Below are 18,457 nucleotides of genomic sequence, written 5' to 3' on the forward strand. Positions count from 1 at the left end.
CGCAACCATCTGCACTTCCAACTCGCTACCCACCATCACCGACCGAGTCTCCGTGATGGAAGGCCAACTGTACATTTGCTAGGTAAATGGACAAACGCGGCTCGAAATAAGCTACTTTCAAGACGATTTTGGGGCCGCTCCGGCTGAATCGCCCCGGTGTGTCCGGAGACTTTCTTGTTTGAGAGGATCAGGACATGGCAGGGAAAACTACGACACGGTATCCGCAGGAGTTGAAGGATCATACGGTGCGCATGGTGGCGGAGATGGAGGGTGCATCTTCGGAGTGGGCGGCGATGCAAAAAGTTGCCCAGCTTTTGGGTGTGGGTGTGCCGGAAACGGTGCGTAAATGGGTCCGGCAAGCCGAGATCGATGTTGGTACTAGAACTGGAACAACGAGCACGGAATCGGCCGAGCTGAAACGGTTACGGCGTGAGAACGCTGAGCTGAAACGGGCGAACGCGATCCTTCGGAGTGCTTCAGCTTTTTTCGCGGTCGAACTCGACCGCCATAACACTGATCGTGAAATACATCAAGGACCATGCCGGTCACCGCGAGAATAATGGATTGCGGTGGGGTGTCGAGTCGATCTGCCAGGTGCTTACTGGGACGGGGTGAAGACCACCCCGTCCACGTACTACGAATGGGTGGATAAAACACGATCTCACCGAGAACAACGTGATGAGGTGCTCAAGCCCGTGATCCAGAAGGTGTATGCCGCTAATTACGGGGTGCACGGCACCAGGAAAGTCTGGTTGGCGATGAACCGTGAAGGTGTGCCGGTGGCCAGGTGCACGGTAGAACGGCTCATGGGGTTACTTGGCATACAGGGTGCGGTCCGTGGCAAGGTCAAACGCACCACGATCAAAGACTCGAAGGCAGCCCGAGCGAAGGACTTGGTCCGCCGTGATTTCACACCAACGGCACCGGATCGGCTATGGGTAGATGATTTCACCTATGTTTCGACCTGGTCCGGGTGGGTCTATGTTGCCTTCGTGATCGATGCTTACTCTCGGAGGATCCTGGGCTGGTCAGCGAGTGCTTCTATGAACACCGTGCTAGTGCTCAACGCAGTTAATCAGGCAATCTGGAGTCGTGAACGGGCCGGGGCTGAGATTTCCGGGGTGATTCATCATCACGATGCCGGGGCTCAATACGCCTCCTTGGCCTTCACCGAACGCCTGGCCCAGGCCGGTATCCGCCCCTCGATCGGTTCTGTGGGTGATAGTTACGACAACGCCTTGGCGGAAACCATCAACGGGCTTTATAAGACCGAGCTGATCAAACCCGGCAAGCCCTGGCGGACTCTAGAAGAAGTCGAAATCGGCACCGCTGAATGGGCCGATTGGTACAACCACCGAAGGCTCTACCAGTACTGCGGAGACATCCCACCAGTAGAGCTAGAAAACCACTACTACAATCACTACCAGAGCACGGCAGCCGCCGACAGGCTCATCGTCTGAGAAACCCTCCGGACACACCGGAGCGATTCAGAGCGGGGCGATGCGGCGCGCAATCGAGAGAAATTGCTCAATATCGCGGCGCAGATCATCGCCGAAAATGGCATTGAAGGCCTCACGATGGACGAGCTAGCGCATCGGGCTTGCACGGGGAAAGGCACAATATTTCGCCGTTTTGGTAGCCGATCTGGCCTGCTTGACTCGTTGTTGAGTCATACCGAAGAGGACTTTCAACGATCTTTGATCTTCGGGCCGCCACCGTTTGGCCCTGGTGCACCCGCGCAGGAACGCCTTTTGGCTTACGGGCGCGCCGTGATTGATCGATTTGGCGTCAATGGAGAACTGCAACGAGCCGCAGATGCCGGTGGGTATCGCTTTAATACTCGAGTAGCATCCTTCCATCGAATGCACGTGACGATGTTGTTACGCGAATGCGGTGTGGGCGTCGACGAAGCCGGGTTGGCGCTAGTAATGCTCAGCGCTTTGCAGCCCAACCTACTGAACTACCAACGAAAAGAGGCCGGCATGAATGCCGACCATCAATTCGTATTATGGAGTTTTTTGGTCCAACGACTAGCTGGACCGGCTAACTAGACCAGCGCGTGCCAGTTCTCGGATAGCTCTAGGCCATGCGCCAAGGCGACCGAGCTGTTGGTCACCTTGCCGCCAGCCACGTTGAGGCCTGCCGCAAGCGCTGCATTGCTTTCCAGGGCAGCTTTTGCGCCCAAGTTTGCCAGCGCGACGGCGTAGCGCAGCGTGACGTTAGTCAGCGCGTACGTCGAGGTGTTAGGTACCGCACCAGGCATATTTGCTACGCAGTAGAACAGCGAATTGTGCACCGTGAAGGTCGGGTTTTCGTGCGTGGTGGGGTGGCTGTCTTCAAAGCAACCGCCCTGATCGACGGCGATGTCCACCAGAACTGAACCCGGCTTCATCCGTGCAACAAGTGCGTTAGTGACCAGCTTTGGTGCCTTTGCGCCGGGGATCAAGACCGAGCCAATGACCAGATCCGCGTCGAGAAGCGACTTCTCGATTTCCAAAGTGTTGGAAGCAATGGTCTTCAGGCGGCCCTGGTAAATCGCGTCGAGCTCGCGCAGACGATTGATATTGATGTCCAAGATGCTGACATCTGCACCCAAGCCAAGCGCCATTGCGGCAGCATTGGTGCCAGCAACACCAGCGCCGAGTACAACAACCTTGGCTGGACGAACTCCGGGCACGCCGCCCAGCAGCACACCTTTACCGCCAGCGGGCGCCGTCAGCGACTGTGCGCCAACCTGTACGGAAAGACGACCTGCGACCTCGGACATCGGAGCGAGCAGCGGCAGTGCGCGGCCTTCCTGGACAGTTTCGTAGGCGATCGCCGTGACGCCGGACTTGACCAATTCTGCAGTCAACTCTGGTTCTGCTGCGAGGTGCAAGTAGGTGAAGAGGACAAGGCCTTCGCGGAAGCGGTGGTACTCGGCAGCGACGGGTTCTTTGACCTTCATGACCATGTCTGAGCGGGTCCAGAGATCATCAGCGGATTCAACCAGCTGGGCTCCGGCAACTGCATACTCGTCGTCGCTGATGGATGAGCCAACGCCTGCGCCACGTTCGATCAGAACGGTGTGGCCATGACTAATAAATTCGTGCACGCCGGAGGCAGCGATTGCCACCCGGAATTCGTTATTTTTGATTTCCTTGGGGACACCGATGATCATGGTAAAACTCCGTTGTGAGTGCGATCTATAACCCTTTAACTTTAGGACCGAATGTGAGCTGGCGGACAGATGATCTTTTCTTGTAGTCGAGTGAAACCTTGATATTGCGCTGACTTTTCGGTCAAGTTGTTCGACATATGTCGAGCTGTAGTGCGTCAAGTATCGTATCCTGTCGATATGCCTCAGCACAGTTTGCGTAGTCACGATGTCGAAGGCCTGGTCGAGGAAGTTGCCATGGCTTTGGGCCGCGGCTTGTCGTTGGAAAATGTTGACGGTCTGCTCCTGGCTTACAGCTCAAATCAACCGCATGCAGATAAGGTCCGAATCAACTTTTTGTTGAGTAAACAGGTACCCGCTGACGTCAGCGCTTGGCAGCTTTCGCGTGGAATCGCCGTCGCTGTTCGCCCGGTTGCCTTGCCGGCAAACGAACAACTCGGTATGTTCGGCAGGGTATGTGTGCCGTTGTTGGTTCGCGGATACCGAGTTGGTTACCTTTGGGTCCAACAAGACGAGACGGAGGACTCGGCAACCGGAATCCTGGCGCAGCTTCCTGGCGTGCGCAATCAACTGGATCTTCTAGCCTCATTACTGCTCGATTCCAATACCGCTGAATCCGAGCACCGTCGAGGTCGCGAACAGGAATTCCTGGCCGCTTGTAACGGTGATGTGGCAGCCTTAGGCGGGATTTCTAGCTGGAAGGAAGTACATAATCGCGGCCCCTGGCAATTGATCTGCGCCGTTGATGTTTCTGAAGATTCGATATTAGCTTCAGATGATTTGATTGCAGCGACTCTGACGCACCGGAGTGCGGCTTTGCAAGCCACCATTGGTCTGGACGCGGCTCTATTTGCTGCTGGAACTGGCACGCACGCCGTGATGTTGTTTCGTGACTCTGTGGGGCGTGCCAATCATGCGGCCGCTTTAGTGCGGTATCAGCTTGAACTTGGCAAGCGCTTGGGGCGGTCCTCGACCAGAATGGTTTTTGGCATTAGCGAGCCGTTCTCGAATCTTTCCTTACTCGCCAAATCGTATCTGCAATCGAAAATTGCGGCTCAAGCTGGTGCGGTAGATCCGGGTCTTGGAGAACTGGTTGATTGTCATTCCGTAGGTTTCTATCAGTTGCTGGCAAGCGGTACTTGGGGCCGAATGAGCTCGGTTTACTACCGTCAACTCAATCAAAGCGATCGAAACGCGGAGCTGATGCCGGTACTTGAACTGCTCTATGACAATAACGGCTCTGTCCAGGACGTGGCCGATCGGCTGCATTTACATCGCAGTTCGATTTATAACCGACTGGCGCGAATCAAAAGCTTGCTTGGTGCTGACCCGCTGAACGGCTTGGTGCGGTTAGAACTTCATGGCGCGATCAAAGCCGAACGGTGGGCGCGGCGGCCTAGATTGTGACCGCTGCCAAGCTCTGGTGATTGTGGGCTGTGGTTATCGACGGCGCTTGCCTACTCAATTAGGGTTGAAGCAGTTTCGGACGCTGCATCCACTGATTGCTGAATTGAGGATTTTCATGGCCAATTTTGCTGATTACCAGTTAGGGATCTACCTTGCTGGCACGCAGGGCAGAAAGCCCGCCTTGCCAATTTCGAGCGTTGAGCTGGAAGCCGCGGCCCACAGCGAACTCGGCGCGGAGATACTGGGGTATGTAGCTGGCGGCGCTGGCGATGAGCAAACCCAGCGAGCGAATACCGAGGCTTTCGCGAACTGGGGCCTGATGCCGCGGATGCTGAGGGGCGCGGAAAAACGGGATTTGTCGATTGAACTATTTGGCCACCGTTACCCGAGCCCAAATTTTCCTTTGCCCAGTTGGCGTACTCGGCGTCTGCCGTGCCGACGGCGATCTAGAGACCGCGAGGGCAGCGGCAATCACCAGGGTGCCGATGTTTGCCTCGACTCTTTCAGCTGCACCGCTGGAACAGGTGCGGCAAGCTCAAGGCGGCACCCCTTGCTTTTTCCAGCTGTACCCGCCGAACGATCGTGAGCTGACCGAGAATTTAGTCAAACGGGCTGAGCTAGCCGGATTTACTGGAATCGTGGTGACCGTTGATACCTGGGTAAACGGTTGGCGTCCTAGGGACCTAGCCAATGCGTATTTGCCGATGCTCCGTGGACTTTGCCTAGAAAATTATCGAACTGACCCACGGTTTCAGCAACTGGTCAACGCTCAACCAGGGGCACCGAACATGCCGCTGAGCTCACCTGGGCCGGGATCTTCGGCAAACCAACGCTGAGCTGGGGAGATATCTCCGCGATACGTGCGATGACCGATTTACCGTTGTTGATCAAGGGGATCTGCTCGGCCGAGGATGCCCGGCAAGCCGCAGATTTCGGTGCTGACGGCATCGTGTGTTCTAACCACGGCGGCAGGCAGGCCAATGGCGGCTTACCGGCGCTGTAATGTCTGCCCGACGTCGTCGATGCCACCGATTTTCCGGTGTTATTCGATTCAGGTGTGCGTACCGGTACCGACGTGGTTAAGGCGCTGGTGCTTGGCGCGAAGGCGGTGGGAATCGGTAGACCTTATGTGTACGGGCTAACGCTGTCCGGTGCCGCTGGCGTGGAGCATGTTATTCGGAGCATCCTCGCCGAGGCCGATTTGCTGATGGCTGTGGATGGTTACGCGAGCATTGCTGAGCTGACTCGCGACGTGCTGCATCGAGTCGCTAAATGAGCGGCTCGCCAGCAATCCGGGCCGCCGTCGTCGGCTTTGGCCTAGCTGGAAGTGTCTTCCACGCCCCGGCCATCGCGGCCAATGCGGATTACAAACTAGTTTCGATTGTCACTGGGAATCCGCAACGGCGCAGCCAAGCAGAGCAGTCTTATCCAGGAGTCGCAATTGTTGACTCCTTTGAGCAGCTGCCGTTTTCGGATCTCGATTTGGTGGTTATCGGTACCCCACCAGATACCCATCTGCCGCTCGCACACGCGGCACTTGATGCGGGCCTGGCCGTCGTCGTAGATAAACCGTTTGCTCCCAGCAGCGCTGAGGCAATGGAGCTCGTCCAGCACGCCGAACGAGCGGGCGGATTGCTCACTGTGTATCAACATCGACGCTGGGACGGTGAAATTCAAACGTTGCAGGGCTTGTTGCGCAGCGGATCACTGGGCGAGGTGTTCCGATTCGAATCGGCAATGGAACGTTGGGCTCCACAAATCAGCAAGCCGTGGAAGGCTCAAGGTGGGCCGGGAACCGGAGTGTTATTTGACTTGGGTACGCATTTGATCGACCAGGCCTTGCAGCTCTTTGGGCCGGTACAGAAGGTGTACGGCGAGCTCAACGCGCGCCGAGCTGACGGGCACAGTGATGACGATGCCTTTGTGGCCCTGTTGCATGAGAACGGTGTTCGATCACATTTGACCATGAACCTTAGCTCGGCACGGATTGCGCCCCGGATGCGTTTGTTGGGCAGCCAGGCTGCCTATTTCAAGCAACACGGCGACCTGCAGGAGGCTCAAATTCAGGCGGGCGTTGGTCCGGGGCAAGATCAGTATGGGATTGATCCGCAGGAAAATGGGGGTTTTTTGGGCTTAGGAGATACGGCGCAACCGATTGAGACCGTCCGTGGGAATTATCCGCGATTTTATGAATTGCTAGCCGCGTCGATTAACGAGTCAGGGCCGCCACCGGTCGATCCTCTCGACGCGTTAGCGGCCCTGCGGATTATTGAACAGATCCGAACTCAGAACTCGTTTTAGAGCGCGGCAACTGCCTCTTCTTTAGCTGCTGAAGCTTCCTTTGGATCGGTGATCTTCTTCTTGGGCAAGAAGAAGGTGACCAGGAAGGCTACGCCAACCAAAACGGCCGCGCTGAGCATCACCAAGTCGATGGACTGGGCGAAGCCGTTGCGAATCGGTTCGGTGAGGGCTTTATTAGCGCTGCGCAGCCAGGAGGTGTCGTTCAAATTGCTGGCACCACCGTTCTGCGCGTTCTGAATGAAGTCCAAGAACCCTTTGTTGTCTGGGTTTTTCACAATTGCAGGATCTTTGAACATCGCGGCATAAGTAGGGTTCTTCATGGCATCGCCTAGGAGCGTGGCGATTTTGTCTTGCGCCGTGGCGAAGAGCATCGAGATGAACACTGCAGTACCCACGGTGCCACCCATTGAGCGGAAGAACGTTGCCGTAGAAGTAGCTACGCCCATGTCTTTCGGCGGTACAGCGAATTGCATCGACAGAGTGAGCGGCTGCATGCAGAAGCCCAGGCCCAGGCCGAAAGCAATCGCGATGCCGCCCGGTACGAGCAGCGAGGTGTCGACGCCCAGCAGCAGGCCCATTGCCAAAGCAGATGCGCCAAGAATCAAGGTGCCAAGGATCGGGAACACTCGATAAGTGCCAGTCCTGGAGATGACTTGACCGCTGGTGATTGAACCCACCAAAATACCGACGGTAAAGGTGATCATCAACAAACCAGCTTCAGTCGGCGTGAGGCCAGCAACAAGCTGCAAGTACATTGGCAGCATCGCGATAGCACCGAACATGCCAATGCCGATGATGAAGTTCAAAAGCGCTGAAACACCGAAAGCTGGGATCTTAAAGAACCGCAACGGGATCAGTGCCGAATCTCCAGCCATTCGTTCAGCCAGGATAAAGGCGATGATGCCAAGGACGCCTAGGCCATAGCAAAGGAACGATCCGCCTGAACTCCAGCCCCATTCACGGCCTTGTTCAGCCACGATAAGCAGAGGTACCAAGGCCAAGGTAATGCTGGCAGCCCCCCAATAATCGACCTTTTGGCGTGCGCCTTCCTTCTTTGGCAGATGGAGGAACATCCAAACCACCACGAGCGCCGCAAGGGCGATCGGGACGTTGATCAGAAAGACCCAACGCCAGCCTTCCAGCCATAAGATCTGCGAAGAACCGGCAAAGAATCCGCCAACTACTGGGCCCAGAACTGAGGAGATACCAAATACGGACATGAAGTAGCCCTGGTATTTGCCGCGGTCTTTCAGCGGAACAATGTCGCCGATGATGGCCAGGCCAAGGGACATCAAGCCACCAGCGCCAAGGCCCTGGATGCCACGAGCCACAGCAAGCTCACCAATGGAGTGGACAAAGCCGGCGTAAATTGACCCGGCTAAGAAGATTGAAATTGCGATGACGTAGAGCGGCCGACGACCGAAGATGTCGGAAAGCTTTCCGTACAGCGGCTTGCTTACCGTGGAGGTAATCAAGTAAGCCGTGGTGGCCCAGGCTTGGAGCGAGAGACCATTGAGGTCATTGGAAATGGTGTAGATGGAAATGGAAACAATGGTCTGGTCCAGTGCGGCGAGGAACATACCCAACAGCAGACCGACCAAAATGGTCATGATCTGGCGGTGACTGTATGCCTGGCCGGGTTCTGGAAGCCGTCTATTCTGGTTATTTGATGTCATCGTGTGTGACACGTCGTGCTCCGTAGTCTGAGCTCAGGGATGCCCCATGCATCCAAAAAAATAGTTGCTTTCGTGAAACGAGAATATCCCCGGACTGCGGAATTGTCGTTAATAAGTGGGTGATCTTCGCCGCATTGTGCGGGATCGAAGCAGAGCTGCGCCTAACGCGCAGCTTGCACCGGCGGCAGATCCCAGATCCATCCTGGACCCTTAGTGGTGCGTTGGGACAACATAAGCGATCCAGAAGCGATGGGCGAATCTAGCACCACTAAGCCGCGGATCTTCTGCCCAGAGGCGATCCTGGCCGGCAAGCCCAAGCCATTATCTAAGCAGGCATGCCCAGCCCTGGTGTCCAAAGTGCTAGTTACCGTTTTGCCGTCTGGGCCAATCAGATCGAATTCTTTAGGACTAACGCCAAAGAAGGGTTCTTGGGAGCTAGCGAGCGCTGCCCTGGTCTGGACCCAGAGCTCTACTGCAATGAAATGACCATTGCTAGGTTTGATGTCAGTGTCCGTTTGGCACTTGTAATCGACGGTGATTGAAGCGACCGAAAAATCGACAAGCCGTTGTTGCTTGTCGTCGGTAACTGTTACGCCGGCCAGTTCGCCGATCTGTTTCTCTAAGCTGCCTTGCGAGTCGTAGACGCCCGGCCGGATGGCCTCCGGCAAAGTGAAGTCACTATTTGGTGTGACCGGAGTGTTGTCAGTGCCCTGCCGATTTTTACTCGAGGGAGAGCTTTGGGCGCTTGGTGAACCTTGCGCATTAGCGCTCGACGACGGTCCACTGAGACTGCTTGGCCCGTTCGCTGGTGAACAACCAGTGGCAATCAACACGAGTGAAACCAGCATCAGGGCCGGCAATGCGGCGGCGCGGCGTAATGACAAGTTCACTCCTTCGGCATTGCATTCAGATGTGCCGCCCGGTTGCGGTAGCTAGTTCAAATATTCCGGAGGGTAGGCTAATTCCAGATTACCCGGCAATAGCAAACTTTGGGAGGCAGTCGATGGCGACAGAACAAGCTGGAGCGTCGGCTCCGCCGCCGCTGTCAGCGGCATTGGCGGAGCCGGTTGTTAAGGTCAAGCCGCTCTGGATTAGCTCGGTAGTGCTGGTCAACGTTGGCATAAACGCGGCGTTTTTTGGTCCGATTCAGGTACTTCTGGGTAATCAAGCGATCTCCTTCGATGAGAGGGACAAAGAGGCAATCTTGGCTCTGGTTACCGGCTGTGGAGCTGCTGTGTCTTTAGTAGCCAACCCACTTTTTGGTTCCTTCTCTGACCGAACGACCTCCCAATTTGGCAGGCGTGTGCCCTGGGTTTTGGCTGGCGCAATCACCGGCACTATCGCGTTACTGGGACTTTCAGTAGCCCCAAGCGTTGCCGTAATGGCGGCGCTGTGGTGCTTAGCGCAATTGGGTTGTAACGGGATGTTAGCGGCCATCACCGCCGCGATCCCGGATCGAGTTCCGGTATCGCAACGCGGCGTGGTTGGCGGTGTGGCCTCAATGGGCACGGTGATTGGCATCTTGCTGGGCGCCGGAATAGGTGCCGCGGCAGCCAAGAACTTCGCCCTCGGATACTGGCTTTGTGCTGCAGCGCTGCTGGCCGGCGTCGTACTTTATCTTTTGCGAAGTAACGACGAACAGTTGGGCAAAGCTGAGCGCGGTCCACTATCGCTAGTTGAGTTCTTCCGGGGATTCTGGATCAGCCCGCGAAAGTATCCAGATTTTGGCTGGGCCTGGCTAACTCGTTTCTTGGTTCAGTTTGGCGTCCAAATCTGCATTGTGTACTTGCTGTTTTTCTTGCGCGATAAGGTCGGGTACTCCGAGCCGGAATTTGGTGTGTTGATTCTTACCGGAATTTACGCCGTATTGACGATGATCACGGCTGGAATTGGCGGGGTCTGGACTGACCGGATCGGCAGGCGTAAGCCTTTCGTGCTGGCATCGGCAGCAATCATTGCGATGGCCGCTTTGACCTTGGCATTCTTCCCCAGCTGGCCCGGCGCGTTGCTTGGCGCAGCCATATTGGGTGTTGGCAACGGCACCTTTCTCGCTGTTGATCTCGCCTTGTTGACGCAGGTGCTGCCTGCCGCCGTGAGCCGCGGCAAGGACTTAGGTGTGATCAACGTGGCTAATTCATTGCCGCAGGTTCTCACCGCGCCAACCGCTTTCGTTTTCGTCAAAATGCTGGGCGGCTACGTGAGTCTTTATGTGATCGCTGCCGTCATTGGCTTGCTTGGTGCGTTTTTCGTCCTGAAAATTCAGAGCGTGCGCTGACCAGGCTGGGCTGCCCCTGCGCGTAATCCTTGAGCTGGTAACCGTTGACCGCGGCGTCGAAAGCGGCGTTTGCTGCCGCCAATTTAGCCGCATTTTCCTTGCTATCTGCCGAAGACGCATATTTATCGGCATTGGTCAGGATCAAGGCTTGGTTCTTGCTCACCCATTCACGCAACTCAGATTCATAGGCAACAAACGCGTCCTGATGAGCGTTATGTTTGGCTAGCTCGCCGGCTAGTACGAATGCGCCCACGAGTGCCACTGAGGTGCCTTGTCCAGAGAGCGGTGAGGGGCAATAAGCGGCGTCGCCAACTAAAGCGATTCGCCCGCGGTGCCAACGGTCCAGATGAATCTGACCGACGGAGTCGAAATAGAAGTCGGAAGCTTCTTCCATCGCATCAAGTATTTCTGGAATGACCCAACCGAGCTTGCTGAAGGCGGCCCGGACTAGCGATTTCTGCTGATCAGTATTTCGGTAATCAAAATCATCTGGAAGTTGCCCACCAAAGCCAAGCATCGCGCGGACCGCGCTATTGCCGCGCGCGCTGTAAAAGATTCCCATGGTGCCAGCCTCTGGATCGGCCGGGTCAAAAAGCTGCTGGATGACCTGCCAATGATCCAAATTGAGCACATTTGGCGTCGAAAAGATGCCCAAGTGGGTGTGCAGTGGGGTGAAGAACTCAGCCCCCGGGCCAAAGGTTAGCGAACGGGTCCGTGAATGCAATCCGTCTGCGCCAATAACCAGGTCGAACTCCCGAATCAGGCCGCTTTCGAAGCTAACCGTGACGCCTTTTTCGTGTTCAGCAAGCGCACTGATTGAATCGCCAAAGATGTACTCGATGTCAGCCGAGGCGTCGAATATCAATTGGGCGAGTTCGTCACGCAGAATCTCGACGTCCGGGCTATCGCTTTCGCCGCCAGTGAGAGTGTGTTCGGAACTGCTCATGATCTCGTTGCCATCGGCGTCGACCATTGTCATGCCTCGCATGGCCGTCCGATGTTCGTAAAGGGCCGAGCGCAAACCCATCCGCGCCATGACCTCTAGCGCCGGGCCTCGTACGTCGATTGGTTGCCCGCCTTGCCGAAGGCCTCCGGGATTGCGTTCCACAACTGTGGGATTGAAGCCGGAGTGACGCAACCACCAGGCGAGAGTCGGGCCAGCTACGCTAGCGCCGGAGATCAAAATGTCCATGTCATCCTCCAAAAAAGTATTTGTGTATGACGTAAACATAATTGATTATGTGTACTTTGTAAACAGTTAAATTTTGACGTGTTTCTTCGCCTTCACCCTCCTCGGATGCATTTTCAGCTTGGGGTGGGCGTATATATCGCAAATTGACCATCCGCATGCTGAAGATGCATCCGAGGAGGGTGGAAACCGAAGAGAGCCAGGTGAACGGTCTAGATTGCGCCGAAAGGGATTCTGCTAAGGTCGTCCGGCAGATGCGATGCACCGTCGAACTTTGCCAGCGCTCGCTGCCAGACATCCGCGGGCGCATTAGCTGGCACTAGATGGTGCAACGCTAGGCTTTTAGCGCCGGCCGCTATGGCTAGATCGACGACGTCGGCTGCTCCGGTATGCGAGCGCAGGTGATGGGAGAGCGTGGCCTGCGCAACCGGGTTTGGTTTGTCGAAGCGTTCGCGCACCCAATCCAGATCGATTGCTTCATGGAGTAGGAGGTTGGTGCCCTGGGCTAAGGTAACCAGGTTGTCGCAGCGTGCGGTATCACCAGAAATTGTCACTGAGCCCTGCTCCGTATCGAAGCGCGAACGCGGGGGCCACCGGCGGATGCTCAACTAGGGCGGCGCTTACCGTGACAAGCTCGTCACGATAAACCACAAATGGCTCGTGTCGGGGTGCCGGATTTTGGTCCGGGTGAAAGCCAACAGATGCTGGAATCTGGATTTCGTTAGCGTGATAGATCTCGTCTGGACGGGCTCGTTGACTATCCAGAATCCGCTCATTGAAATCAGTCGCATTGGCGCGAACCAACAGGTCCAGCATCTCGGTGATGCCCGGCGTCGGATTCTCCGGTGCCACCATCCGCTGCGCGAGAGCTTAGGGGTAGCCGGTGTAGCCAGAGCGATTTCCGGGCCCGAAGATCTGAACAGGCACCCGGCACAACGCCATCTCATAGAGACTAAACATCAATAACGGCGCAAGGCCCGCCACATGGTCTGAATGCAGGTGGGTGATGAATACGCCGCGAAGTGCATTGAAATCTAGGCCGGCTCTTGCCAAGTTCCCGCCCGCGCCGTCACCGCAATCCACCAGGTAAACGGCATCGCCGACGACGGCGGTCGCGATTCCGGAGCGCGGAACGGCGCCTTCGGAATCACGCCACCATCGTGGTCCGCCTGCGGTGCCCAGCGTAACGACGTACGGCGCTGCTTTATTCACTGGCCGACGAACGCTGCTAACGCGGTCAGCTGTGCTGCCCGGCATTGCGGATTCAAATACATCATGTGCCCGGCCTCGTGATAGTGATGGCTGAAACGATCTCGAGCTTCATCGCTGATGTTCAGGTGCGCCCAAAAATACTCGGCGGCGAAGTGCGGCGTGGCGCCGTCGTGGTAGCCGTAGTCCACATGAACCCGCAGAGACGGGTTGTAGTTGAGCAACTTTTCCAGGTCCCCAGTTACTTCGATGGGGCGACCTTCAAAGGTTTTATAGCTCCAAGGCTGTACCCGGCCGGTGAGAATTTCGTAGGGCAGATCATTTTCATAGCCCAGCTCGGCCCGGATGTAGTGATTAACTGCTGCGGCGTATGGGCCGTTGATGGCGTTTAGCGAAGGGTCATCCCAGTTGATCGAGGCTTGACCGCGCAAATTTTTCTGCGTGAAACGGCCATCGATTCGGCCCACCGTGAGACCTTCTTCGCGGAGCAATTCGGCCGAGAATTCCGAGTAGTCCCAGCGTAAATTGCTGCGCCGAACAAAGCCTTCGCTCAAGGTGGTGACGGCAGCGAGCTTGGCCGCGACGTCGTCGTACTCTTCAGTGCTCAGCCTGGAACCTTGGCTCAATGCGTAACCAAAGTCCTTTGCCGCGAACTCCTCGGCCTCCTCAACGACCTCGGCGAGGCTCCGGTCGGGGTGCCGACCGTGGAAGTGCGCAATCGCGGCTTAAGTAGGTACGTGTAGCGCATACGGGGTGTCGCTACCGGGCTCAAAATCCAGCGTAGACATGTTCAGTACGGTGGAAATTAAGCCGAGCCCGTTGACCGCTAAACCGTAAGCATCGAAAAGCCGAGCGGCGACGGCGACGGCGCGCAGCGTGCCGTAGGACTCGCCAACCAAATACTTGGGCGAGAGCCAGCGGTTATTGCGCATGGTCCAGAGCCGGATGACTTCTGCTACTAAGTCGCGATCTTCAACAAAGGCGTGGAACTCGCCATCTTTGCCGCCCTTGACCACTCGAGAGAAGCCGGTACTCACGGGATAAATCATCACTAGATCTGCGTGTTTGAGGATGGTCTGCTCATTGTCGAGGAGTCCGTATGGTGCTGGCGTGAGTGCGCCGACGTCGCCGCTATCTACCAAACGGGGACCGAGGAGCCCCATGTGTAGCCAGACCGAGCTTGAGCCGGGCCCACCGTTGAGGGCGAAAACTACTGGGCGGTTCTCGCCCTCGACGGTGTATGAAGTAACGAAGATTTCTGCCTTTGCTTTGAGTCCTTTGTTCTTGCCGTCTTTACTTTCCTCTTTCCGCAACACCAAGCGGCCCGCCGTCGAGGTGTAGTGGAGGCCATTTCGCTCGTGTGCTCGAGTGACGAAGTCGTCACTGACTTCGGGTTCTTTCGATTCGGTGTCTGGGGAGGTCTTTTCGTCAGCCATGGTTCCGAGCCTATGCGTTTCTGCCCCGCGCCGGGATGCAATTTCAGCATAGGGATGCGGCAATTACGGCAAATGAAGCATCCGCATGCTGAAAATGTATCCGGGACGGCAGATTTTTGCTCTCTACTCCCCAGTAACATGGCCTCATGCACCTGTTACTGCGGACCATTTGGCACTTCTTCGTTTCCTCGCGTCAAGCTGCCGCGAGTTTATGGAGCCACACCTCGGTTCGAATGAGAGCCTGGCCTACTGATATCGACATCGCCGGGCACATCAACAACGGAATGTACTTCTCGCTGATGGACTTAGGGCGATTCGATCTGATGATGCGCTCGGGGATGTGGAAGACAATCCGGGCCAAAAAATGGACTCCGGTAATGAGTGCGGAGACAATATCCTTCCGCAAATCGATTGTGCTTTGGCAGAAGTACACGATGGAAACCCGAGTGCTGGGTTTTGATGAGAAGGCAATGTATTTTGAGCAGTGCTATGGTGGCCGACGGCGATGTTTACGTGCGTGCGTTCATGGCAATGCGGTTGGTGTCCAAGCGAGGGCCCGTGACGAATGAGGAGCTTTTCGCCGAAATTGGTGAGCCTCCGGCGGATCTCGTTTTGCACGAATGGATTCATACTTGGCGGGCCGACGTCGCATTGCCTGGCGCTCGGAAGCCTGCTCCCTTTAGCTGGAGTCGCTAGCGCGTAACATGGCGCTGTGACTACTGACCTAGGAAAATTCGATTTCAATTCGCCCACCGCGCAGACCTTGCGCACAAGGCAAGGGATTAAATGCAATTTTCATCCGGAGGATGTGCTGCCGCTCTGGATAGCCGAAATGGATTTTCCTACCGCACCAGTTATCGTCGCGGAACTACAACGCACTGTCCAGGAAGAGTCGTTTGGTTACACGCCACCTCGATAGGATGCCTTGGCAGAAGCGCTCGCAGAATTTAGCCGCGTCAGGTACGGCTGGAAATTTGAGCCGGAAGCCATGCGGATTCTGCCCGAGGTCCTTACTGGGGTTGAAGCGGCAATTGACGCCTTCAACCCATCAGGGAGCTCGGTAATTCTGCCAGTTCCGGCGTATATGCCGTTTTTCGGTTTGATCGAGTCCATGGGACGGCAACGAATCGAAGTTCCTTTTGTCAACGACGGCGGTCGCTGGATGTTGGACTTGGCCGCTGTGGAGGAAGCGCTGAAAGCTGGCGCCGGTACGTTGTTGCTGACCAATCCGCACAACCCCTTGGGCAAGATGTTTGGCCACGCTGAGCTCAGTGCGATCTCGGAACTCGTGGCGCGATACAGTGCGCGGGTGGTAGCTGATGAGATCCACGCTCCCTTGATTTACGACGGCGTACACGTGCCGTACGCTTCCGTCGATGAGGCAGCTTCGGGCCATACTGCGACGTTGGTATCTACGTCGAAGGCTTGGAATCTTCCAGGGCTCTGTGCCGCCCAAGTGATTTTGGCCAGCGCAAAAGATCGGGCAGTGTGGGATTCCTGGACGCAGGAAGATACCCACGGAATCTCACCTTTGGGTGCTCGGGCCGCTACTGCCGCATACCGAGATGGCGGGCCATGGTTGGATGCGCTCCTGACTCAGCTGCGTGCCAACCGGGAGTTCTTGTTTCAGAGCCTTTCGGCGATTCCCGGCTTGAAAACGATTGCGCCGGAGGCTACATACCTTGCCTGGCTCGATTTCTCCGCGGTGGACCTTGGCGAGCATTACCGGCTTGGCGAGGGGCCGGCGTCGTACTTTTTACGCGAAGCGAAAGTGGCTTTTGTGCCTGGCAACTCCTGCGGCGAAGCCAGCGCCGATTGTCTTCGGCTCAATTTTGGCACTACGCAGCCGATTTTGGCGCAGGCGGTTGAGGCTGTGCTGGCAGCATCACCGAGGTAATGCTGCCAGCACTGTGCTCAGTGCTTAGCTCGTAACTCGCTCCACGAATTTCGCGGTGCGTTCGGTTAGGGTGGCAATTTGGCTAGCCCGAGTGGTTTCCCAATCGGCGTGCCGTTGGCTTGGCTGCAGTTCAACCCGGACATTGCGTGAACAACGGAAATCCGAGCAGATAAGCGTGCCTACGGTATTGCCTTCGCGCCCCGCGTGCCCTGCCTTGCGTGCAACATAGAGATAAACATCCGTCTCGGCGCGCACGTCGCGGCAAAGGTCACAGATGATCTTTCGGATCTTTCCACTGCCGCCGTCGGGGGCGCGCAAAGCTATTCCGACCAAACCGGTATCAGCCGGAAATACCAAGTAGCCTCGCTGTGGCATTTTGGGGTCTCGCCAACCCAAGTAGTCGAGCTGTTCCCAATCCAATTCTGCAAAGTTAGCTGGAAAGTTGATGGCTTTGACTTCGCTGCGCGAGGCGTTGGTGAAGCTGTGACGGATTTCGTCGGTTGAAAAATTCTGCATGATAAAGACCCTGTCTTCGAAAAGTTTTGGGTGCAGGAACGTGCGCAAAAAAGGCACAGGGCATAGCAAAATTCCGACCTACACTAATTGCTCCGACTGAATTAGTTCAGAACGTCGAAGGCAGGGAGCTATGTCGGAAAGCTCAGTTGCACATCGACGCGGAGCCCGGCGCGAAGTAGGCCGAGTTGGCCGCCTCGCTTCCGATGGCTGCGAATCGCATACCGTTCCTTAGAAAACTTCACGGGATTACTACTTCAGGGTAGCATCCAGCTCATGATGCAATCTGCAGTTCTAATGACTTCTGCCGCTCAGCGGCCCTACGCAAGCAGTGCACCGTTGGAACTTATGGAGCTGGAAATTCCGCAGCCTCGTGCGGGTTAGGTGCTGGTGCGAATTGAGCAGGCGAGCCTGTGCCATTCAGATTTGTCGGTAGTCAACGGCTCCCGATTACGCCCACTGCCGATGGCTTTGGGGCACGAAGCGGCTGGCGTGATTTCCGCCCTTGGCGAGGGTGTTACCGATCTGAGTGTGGGTGACCAGGTGGTGATGGTTTTTGTGCCAGCTTGTGGAAGCTGCCGAGCTTGTGCGGCTGGAAGGCCGGCATTGTGCCACCGTGGCGCAGAGACCAATGGCAGCGGGGACTTGCTGCACGGCACACCGATGCGGGGGCGCGGATCAATCACCACCTGGGCGTATACGCCTTTGCCGAGTAGGCTGTGGTCGCCCGCGAGTCGTTGGTGCCGGTGGACGCCGATGTGCCCGCCGACGTCGCCACGCTCTTTGGTTGCGCTGCGCTGACCGGCGTTGGCGCGGTGTTGAACACGGCGGACGTTCAGCCGGGGCAGTCAGTGATCGTGTTTGGTCTAGGCGCGGTTGGGTTGATGGCCGTGATGGCTGCCGCGCAAATCGAGGGAGTCACCGTCATCGCGGTGGATCCATTAGCCTCCAAACACGAGTTGGCACTGCGGTGCGGGGCCGATTTTGTTGCGGTCCCCGAGCAGGCCGCTGATTTGGTGGCAATGCATTTCGACGACGGCGCCGATGTTGCGATTGAAGCCGTTGGTAGCGCACGGGTGATGGAAGCGTTTTTGGCATTGCTAACGCGTGGCGGGGCTCTGGTTTCGGTGGGGTTGCCTCACCCGGATCAGCAATTGAGTGTCCAGGCGCTGCAGTTTGCGGGAACAGGAAAGCGGCTGCTGGGTTCCTATATGGGCGATGCTGTGCCGGCTAGGGACATCCCACGGTACGTGCAGCTTTGGCGCGACGGCAGGTTGCCAGTTGAGCTTTTGCACACCGATACCAAGCCGCTGAGCGCGATCAACGAAAGTTTGGATGCGCTGGCTGATGGCACGGTGGTGCGGAGATTGTTTGTGCCGGGGAGCTAGCTCGGTCTG

At 56.6% G+C, this 18,457-nt stretch carries 19 protein-coding genes and 4 pseudogenes; 13 read left to right on the plus strand and 10 right to left on the minus strand.

All coding sequences use genetic code 11. The annotated features are described in order from the left end of the window. The first annotated feature begins 194 nt into the window (after window positions 1-194). Together RSAL33209_RS17190 and RSAL33209_RS12470 are read left to right on the plus strand one after the other, a co-directional pair. A pseudogene (locus tag RSAL33209_RS17190) lies at window positions 195-1,460 on the plus strand (IS3 family transposase). Window positions 1,461-1,523: 63 nt separating this feature from the next. Further along, window positions 1,524-2,051, plus strand: a complete 528-nt coding sequence (locus tag RSAL33209_RS12470) for a TetR/AcrR family transcriptional regulator (protein WP_012246205.1) — start codon at window positions 1,524-1,526, stop codon at window positions 2,049-2,051. On the opposite strand, the gene ald is transcribed toward RSAL33209_RS12470, so the two are convergent. After that, entirely contained in the window at window positions 2,048-3,160 is a 1,113-nt protein-coding gene (gene ald, locus RSAL33209_RS12475; protein ID WP_012246206.1) for an alanine dehydrogenase, read from the minus strand. The genes RSAL33209_RS12470 and ald overlap by 4 nt on opposite strands. A 177-nt stretch (window positions 3,161-3,337) precedes the next feature. Between ald and RSAL33209_RS12480 the strand changes: the two genes are divergently transcribed. From RSAL33209_RS12480 to RSAL33209_RS12490, 5 genes and pseudogenes are all read left to right on the plus strand, one after another. After that, window positions 3,338-4,564 carry a PucR family transcriptional regulator gene (locus tag RSAL33209_RS12480; RefSeq protein ID WP_411740975.1) on the plus strand — a complete coding sequence of 409 codons (1,227 nt, stop codon included), beginning with the start codon at window positions 3,338-3,340 and terminating at the stop codon, window positions 4,562-4,564. A 115-nt stretch (window positions 4,565-4,679) separates the two neighbouring features. Continuing rightward, window positions 4,680-4,898: pseudogene (locus RSAL33209_RS20080) on the plus strand (alpha-hydroxy-acid oxidizing protein); the annotation flags it as partial. A 28-nt stretch (window positions 4,899-4,926) separates the two neighbouring features. Then, window positions 4,927-5,400 (plus strand): alpha-hydroxy-acid oxidizing protein, encoded by a 474-nt coding sequence (locus RSAL33209_RS19335; protein WP_267896027.1) that lies wholly within the window; start codon window positions 4,927-4,929, stop codon window positions 5,398-5,400. Beyond that, window positions 5,397-5,840, plus strand: a pseudogene (locus tag RSAL33209_RS19340) (alpha-hydroxy-acid oxidizing protein). The gene RSAL33209_RS19335 and the pseudogene RSAL33209_RS19340 overlap by 4 nt, the downstream one beginning before the upstream one ends. After that, complete coding sequence (locus tag RSAL33209_RS12490) at window positions 5,837-6,865, plus strand: Gfo/Idh/MocA family protein (RefSeq protein WP_012246211.1); 1,029 nt, start codon at window positions 5,837-5,839, stop codon at window positions 6,863-6,865. Before RSAL33209_RS19340 ends, RSAL33209_RS12490 begins: the two are co-directional and overlap by 4 nt. Here RSAL33209_RS12490 and RSAL33209_RS12495 read toward each other — a convergent pair. Together RSAL33209_RS12495 and RSAL33209_RS12500 are read right to left on the minus strand one after the other, a co-directional pair. Continuing rightward, window positions 6,862-8,541 carry an MDR family MFS transporter gene (locus tag RSAL33209_RS12495; RefSeq protein WP_049758990.1) on the minus strand — a complete coding sequence of 560 codons (1,680 nt, stop codon included), beginning with the start codon at window positions 8,539-8,541 and terminating at the stop codon, window positions 6,862-6,864. The two genes, RSAL33209_RS12490 and RSAL33209_RS12495, sit on opposite strands and share 4 nt — an antisense overlap. A 161-nt stretch (window positions 8,542-8,702) precedes the next feature. After that, on the minus strand, window positions 8,703-9,425 hold the full coding sequence (locus tag RSAL33209_RS12500; RefSeq protein WP_145962090.1) for a DUF4352 domain-containing protein: 723 nt from the start codon (window positions 9,423-9,425) through the stop codon (window positions 8,703-8,705). 119 nt (window positions 9,426-9,544) lie between these two features. Here RSAL33209_RS12500 and RSAL33209_RS12505 point away from each other — a divergent pair, with 119 nt between their 5' ends. Then, window positions 9,545-10,816: an MFS transporter gene (locus tag RSAL33209_RS12505; protein ID WP_041684790.1), complete on the plus strand. Its 1,272-nt coding sequence runs from the start codon at window positions 9,545-9,547 to the stop codon at window positions 10,814-10,816. Here RSAL33209_RS12505 and RSAL33209_RS12510 read toward each other — a convergent pair. From RSAL33209_RS12510 to RSAL33209_RS18890, 6 genes are all read right to left on the minus strand, one after another. Further along, a complete protein-coding gene (locus RSAL33209_RS12510) occupies window positions 10,764-12,008 on the minus strand; it encodes an FAD-dependent monooxygenase (RefSeq protein WP_080503829.1) in 1,245 nt (414 codons plus the stop codon). The two genes, RSAL33209_RS12505 and RSAL33209_RS12510, sit on opposite strands and share 53 nt — an antisense overlap. 209 nt (window positions 12,009-12,217) lie before the next feature. Further along, the gene (locus tag RSAL33209_RS18870) at window positions 12,218-12,559 is read right to left on the minus strand and encodes an MBL fold metallo-hydrolase (protein ID WP_012246215.1); all 342 of its coding nucleotides are present in this window, start codon (window positions 12,557-12,559) and stop codon (window positions 12,218-12,220) included. Continuing rightward, entirely contained in the window at window positions 12,543-12,860 is a 318-nt protein-coding gene (locus RSAL33209_RS18875; RefSeq protein WP_012246216.1) for an MBL fold metallo-hydrolase, read from the minus strand. Before RSAL33209_RS18875 ends, RSAL33209_RS18870 begins: the two co-directional genes overlap by 17 nt. Window positions 12,861-12,875: 15 nt before the next feature. Further along, complete coding sequence (locus tag RSAL33209_RS18880) at window positions 12,876-13,217, minus strand: MBL fold metallo-hydrolase (RefSeq protein ID WP_233494201.1); 342 nt, start codon at window positions 13,215-13,217, stop codon at window positions 12,876-12,878. Next, the gene (locus tag RSAL33209_RS18885) at window positions 13,214-13,840 is read right to left on the minus strand and encodes a hypothetical protein (protein WP_012246218.1); all 627 of its coding nucleotides are present in this window, start codon (window positions 13,838-13,840) and stop codon (window positions 13,214-13,216) included. Before RSAL33209_RS18885 ends, RSAL33209_RS18880 begins: the two co-directional genes overlap by 4 nt. A gap of 99 nt (window positions 13,841-13,939) precedes the next feature. Beyond that, window positions 13,940-14,650 (minus strand): S10 family serine carboxypeptidase-like protein, encoded by a 711-nt coding sequence (locus tag RSAL33209_RS18890; protein ID WP_233494202.1) that lies wholly within the window; start codon window positions 14,648-14,650, stop codon window positions 13,940-13,942. Between the two features lie 146 nt (window positions 14,651-14,796). Here RSAL33209_RS18890 and RSAL33209_RS12525 point away from each other — a divergent pair. The 3 genes and pseudogenes from RSAL33209_RS12525 to RSAL33209_RS12530 all read left to right on the plus strand — a co-directional run bounded on the left by RSAL33209_RS12525 (window position 14,797) and on the right by RSAL33209_RS12530 (window position 16,547). Then, window positions 14,797-15,346 (plus strand): annotated as a pseudogene (locus tag RSAL33209_RS12525) (acyl-CoA thioesterase). A 16-nt stretch (window positions 15,347-15,362) separates the two neighbouring features. Next, window positions 15,363-15,569: a cystathionine beta-lyase gene (locus tag RSAL33209_RS18235; RefSeq protein ID WP_012246221.1), complete on the plus strand. Its 207-nt coding sequence runs from the start codon at window positions 15,363-15,365 to the stop codon at window positions 15,567-15,569. A 6-nt stretch (window positions 15,570-15,575) separates the two neighbouring features. Beyond that, window positions 15,576-16,547, plus strand: coding sequence for a MalY/PatB family protein (locus tag RSAL33209_RS12530; RefSeq protein WP_012246222.1), 972 nt, complete (start codon window positions 15,576-15,578; stop codon window positions 16,545-16,547). A 24-nt stretch (window positions 16,548-16,571) separates the two neighbouring features. Here the strand turns inward: RSAL33209_RS12530 and RSAL33209_RS12535 are convergent, their stop codons facing one another. Further along, window positions 16,572-17,063, minus strand: a complete 492-nt coding sequence (locus tag RSAL33209_RS12535; RefSeq protein ID WP_041685759.1) for an FBP domain-containing protein — start codon at window positions 17,061-17,063, stop codon at window positions 16,572-16,574. 387 nt (window positions 17,064-17,450) lie between these two features. Here RSAL33209_RS12535 and RSAL33209_RS19740 point away from each other — a divergent pair, with 387 nt between their 5' ends. Both RSAL33209_RS19740 and RSAL33209_RS19745 read left to right on the plus strand, forming a co-directional pair. Further along, window positions 17,451-17,861 carry an alcohol dehydrogenase catalytic domain-containing protein gene (locus tag RSAL33209_RS19740; RefSeq protein ID WP_325050050.1) on the plus strand — a complete coding sequence of 137 codons (411 nt, stop codon included), beginning with the start codon at window positions 17,451-17,453 and terminating at the stop codon, window positions 17,859-17,861. Continuing rightward, the gene (locus tag RSAL33209_RS19745; RefSeq protein WP_012246225.1) at window positions 17,780-18,448 is read left to right on the plus strand and encodes a zinc-binding dehydrogenase; all 669 of its coding nucleotides are present in this window, start codon (window positions 17,780-17,782) and stop codon (window positions 18,446-18,448) included. The genes RSAL33209_RS19740 and RSAL33209_RS19745 overlap by 82 nt, the downstream gene beginning before the upstream one ends. Window positions 18,449-18,457: the final 9 nt, after the last annotated feature.

It is taken from the genome of Renibacterium salmoninarum ATCC 33209, from assembly GCF_000018885.1.
In the GTDB taxonomy this organism is placed as follows: Bacteria; Actinomycetota; Actinomycetes; order Actinomycetales; family Micrococcaceae; genus Renibacterium; species Renibacterium salmoninarum.